The sequence below is a fragment of the Mesorhizobium montanum genome (assembly GCF_033977145.1).
Taxonomy (GTDB): domain Bacteria; phylum Pseudomonadota; class Alphaproteobacteria; order Rhizobiales; family Rhizobiaceae; genus Mesorhizobium; species Mesorhizobium montanum.
Window position 1 is genome coordinate 1 of sequence record NZ_JAVIJF010000055.1, and the last position, 4,292, is coordinate 4,292.

A 4,292-nucleotide genomic window follows, 5' to 3' on the forward strand; every position below is an offset into this window, starting at 1 on the left:
TAAGGCCTGTTTACAGTCATCGGATTGCGAGGAAAGCGGTGACGAGATTAAGGAGTCCGGCGAAGCAAGCATCGGTCTTTTCGTAACGGGTTGCGATGCGTCGGAATGCCTTGAGATGGCAGAAGAAGTTCTCGACGAGATGGCGCCATTTGTACATTTCGGTGTCGTGAGGGGTGCGTCCGGCCCGGTCTGCTTTGGACGGGATGACCGCCACAGCGCCGCGTTCATTCAGGTTGGCGCGCAGCCAGTTGTTGTCGAAGGCCTTGTCGCCGAGGAGCGCCTCAAAATCGAGGCCGGCGATCAAAGGCTCGACCCCGATGCTGTCGTGACGCTGGCCGGGCAAAAGGACGAAGCGAATGAGATTGCCGAGGGCGTCGACCAAGGCCATGATTTTGGTGGTCAGGCCGCCACGCGAGCGGCCTATGGCCTGATTTTGAGTCCCCCTTTTGCGCCGGTGCCATGCTGGTGGACCCGGACGAGCGTGCCGTCGATAAGGACATATTCGAAATCGGGATCATCGCTGAGGGCCTTGAAAATACGCTCCCAAACGCCCTTCTGCGCCCAGCGCCAGAAGCGCGTATATACAGTGAACCACTTGCCGAACACCTCCGGCAGATCACGCCACGGCGAGCCGGTGCGCGCGATCCAAAGAACGGCCTCGATAAACAGCCGATTGTCGCGCCCGCTGCAGCCGGGATCACCTGCTTTACCCGACAGCTCCGGCGCGATCCGCTCCCATTGGCTGTCGCTCAACATCAATCGAATCAAAGGCTGGGTCTCCATTTCCAGCCTTGAATCTGGAGGGTTCTGTGTGGTCGCGGGCGCGATTGGGCGTGCACGCACGGGTCGCGACTACATTGAAGCCTGATTGAACTGAACCGCGGGATGGCTGGCAGGGCTATGGGGATTTAGGGCTCGACGGTGTGTCCGAGGCGCCGGAGCGGGCTCGCCGATCGTTCTGGGGCAGTCGCCCGTCGTCGCGATCCAGGACCATCTGCGACGCGAGAGACGGCGCCATTGGGTCGTTGACGCTGAGGTGCAGTGTTGCTGGCGATAGCCAGGCTGCGACTTTGACTAGCGACGCGCAAAGGCCCGGCGGCGACTGTAGCAGACGCCGGGATGGACGGTGCAAGCATGTCGGTGCGCAGCGTGTCATGAGGTGTCTGGCCAGGTCGGGGCCTTGCGCGGGATCGGGCCGAGCGAGGCCATAGCGCCGCCGCAGCCCGGACAGATGTCCAGGGAGCGCCCTGTGAGACAGCGGTAACGCTGGCGATAGTCGGCGGTCGGGTCCGGCGGCGGCGGCGTGGGCGCTGCCAGAAGAAGACGGCACTGGGCGAGTTTGGGGACGCGGTGGCCGTTGGCGAGGAGGCCGTAATGGCGGATGCGATGGAACCCGTCTGGAAGAGCGTGCAGCAGGAAGCGCCGGATGAACTCGTCGGCGCTTAAGGTCATGAGCTTGTGCTTGGACTTGTCGTGATGGCGATAGTCCTTCCAGCGGAAGCTGACCTTTCCCTGGTCCAGGCTCACGAGGCGGCTGTTGGCGATGGCGACGCGATGGGTGTAGCGGCCGAGATAGGCGAGAACCTGTTCGGGACCGCCGAATGGGGGCTTGGCGTAGATGACCCATTCGATCCGCTTCAGTCCAGCCAGTTGGGCGCAGAAAGTGGCAGGGTCGGCCAGGCTGGCGAGATCGCTGAAGAAGCGAAGCTGGCCGCTGTGTGGTCGCGGGCGCGATTGGGCGTGCACGCACGGGTCGCGACTACATTGAAGCCTGATTGAACTGAACCGCGGGATGGCTGGCAGGGCTATGGGGATTTAGGGCTCGACGGTGTGTCCGAGGCGCCGGAGCGGGCTCGCCGATCGTTCTGGGGCAGTCGCCCGTCGTCGCGATCCAGGACCATCTGCGACGCGAGAGACGGCGCCATTGGGTCGTTGACGCTGAGGTGCAGTGTTGCTGGCGATAGCCAGGCTGCGACTTTGACTAGCGACGCGCAAAGGCCCGGCGGCGACTGTAGCAGACGCCGGGATGGACGGTGCAAGCATGTCGGTGCGCAGCGTGTCATGAGGTGTCTGGCCAGGTCGGGGCCTTGCGCGGGATCGGGCCGAGCGAGGCCATAGCGCCGCCGCAGCCCGGACAGATGTCCAGGGAGCGCCCTGTGAGACAGCGGTAACGCTGGCGATAGTCGGCGGTCGGGTCCGGCGGCGGCGGCGTGGGCGCTGCCAGAAGAAGACGGCACTGGGCGAGTTTGGGGACGCGGTGGCCGTTGGCGAGGAGGCCGTAATGGCGGATGCGATGGAACCCGTCTGGAAGAGCGTGCAGCAGGAAGCGCCGGATGAACTCGTCGGCGCTTAAGGTCATGAGCTTGTGCTTGGACTTGTCGTGATGGCGATAGTCCTTCCAGCGGAAGCTGACCTTTCCCTGGTCCAGGCTCACGAGGCGGCTGTTGGCGATGGCGACGCGATGGGTGTAGCGGCCGAGATAGGCGAGAACCTGTTCGGGACCGCCGAATGGGGGCTTGGCGTAGATGACCCATTCGATCCGCTTCAGTCCAGCCAGTTGGGCGCAGAAAGTGGCAGGGTCGGCCAGGCTGGCGAGATCGCTGAAGAAGCGAAGCTGGCCGGCGTCGAAGGCGTCCTGCAAGCGCTCCAGGAATAGCCGCCTGAACAGGCGCGACAGAACCCGTACGGGCAGGAAAAATCCCGGCCGGCAGGCGATCCATCGCTGGTCCCCGGCCTTCGCCGTGGCAGGCTCGAGCGACAGGCCGCCGCCCGGCACGACGCAGTGGACATGCGGATGATGGTGGAGATTTTGACCCCAAGTATGAAGCACGGCGACCACGCCGATCTCGGCGCCCAGATGCCTGGGATCGGCCGCCGCCACCCTCAAGGCTTCGGATGCGGCCTTGAACAGGATCGCATAGACCGCCGCCTTGTTCTGGAAGGCGATCTCAGCGATCTGGGCCGGGACGGTGAAAACCACGTGGAAGTATGGGACCGGCAGCAGCTCAGCCTGCCGCTCGGCCAGCCACTGGGCGCGGGTAAGGCCTTGGCACTTAGGGCAGTGGCGGTTGCGGCAGGAGTTATAGGCTTGCCGCACGAGACCGCAGTCGGTGCAGTGTTCGGCGTGACCGCCCAGGGCCGCGGTCCGACACGCCTCCACCGCGGCCATGACCCGGCGCTCGACACGCCCGAGATGGCCGGCATGGTCGCGGCGATAGTCAGCCCCGTGACGGTGGATTACATCCGCCACTTCCAGATCCGGGCGCATGGCGCGCGGCTCAACCGGGCGGCGTGATCTCCATGTGGAGTTGGTCAAAAGGACTGGCGGTCCGGCCGATCACAGCCGTTGAGACCTGGGCGTATAGTGTCGTCGTCGCCAGGCTGCGATGGCCCAGCAGCACCTGAATGATCCTTATGTCCGTGCCGGCTTCCAAAAGGTGGGTGGCGAAGCTGTGGCGAAGGGTGTGCACCGTCACCCGCTTCTCAACGCCCAGGAACTCGCAGGCTGCTCGACAGGCGATCCCCAAAGTCTGTGGGTGGATCGGGCCGCGGCCATCGCGCCGGGGAAACAGCCATCGCCCCGGCTTGGTCAACCGCCAATAGACGCGCAAAATCTCCAGCAGCTGCGGCGACAGCATCACATAGCGGTCCTTGCCGCCCTTGCCCTGCTCGATGCGAATGATCATCCGGCTGCTATCGATGTCCGTCACCTGCAGACGCGCCGCCTCCGCTGCGCGTAAGCCCACCGCATAGGTGGTCATCAGAGCGACCCGGTTCCTCGTCCCCTTCACGGCCTGCAGAAAGCCGACCACCTCATCGGCGCTCAGCACGACCGGCAACTTGCGCGGCGTCCGGGCGTAAGCGATCCGCTCAGGCAGATCAGATCGACCCAGCGTCACGCCGTAGAAGAAACGCAAGGCGCAAACGGTCTGGTTCAACGCGCCCCACGAGACCCTTCGGCCCACCAGATGGGCCTGATAGGCGCGCACCTCTTCGTATCCCAGTTGATCGGGTGATCGTCCAAAAAATCGACTGAACTTCGCCACGTGATGCACGTAGGATCGCTGGGTCTCCGGTGACAAATTGCGGATCGTCAGATCTTCAATCATCCGCTGACGCAGAGGGCTTATCTGGGCCATCTGGGGTTCTCCTGTCTGGAAGGTTGGCTCGACACCAAATCTTCTCAGACAGGGGCCTCCTTAGGCCACACCCGCGCATCAGCTACCGCGGCAGCGGTTTAGTTCAATCAATTTTCTGCCGCTTTGGGAATCCTGTTTGTAAACAGGCCTTAG

3 protein-coding genes and 1 pseudogene are annotated in these 4,292 nt (G+C 63.8%); all 4 read right to left on the reverse strand.

Features of this window, described 5'->3' with window-relative positions:
- Positions 1 to 16 precede the first annotated feature (16 nt).
- Positions 17 to 783, reverse strand: a protein-coding gene (locus RFM68_RS33380) for an IS5 family transposase (protein WP_320237183.1) whose coding sequence is annotated in 2 segments (ribosomal slippage) — positions 17 to 438 and positions 438 to 783 — 768 coding nt in all. Because the reading frame shifts where the segments join, the coding sequence is not laid out codon by codon here.
- A 369-nt stretch (positions 784 to 1,152) separates the two neighbouring features.
- A pseudogene (locus tag RFM68_RS33385) lies at positions 1,153 to 1,716 on the reverse strand (IS91 family transposase); the annotation flags it as partial.
- Between the two features lie 343 nt (positions 1,717 to 2,059).
- Positions 2,060 to 3,268, reverse strand: a complete 1,209-nt coding sequence (locus tag RFM68_RS33390; RefSeq protein WP_320237184.1) for an IS91 family transposase — start codon at positions 3,266 to 3,268, stop codon at positions 2,060 to 2,062.
- Between the two features lie 10 nt (positions 3,269 to 3,278).
- Positions 3,279 to 4,139, reverse strand: a complete 861-nt coding sequence (locus tag RFM68_RS33395; RefSeq protein ID WP_320237185.1) for a site-specific integrase — start codon at positions 4,137 to 4,139, stop codon at positions 3,279 to 3,281.
- Positions 4,140 to 4,292 lie beyond the last annotated feature (153 nt).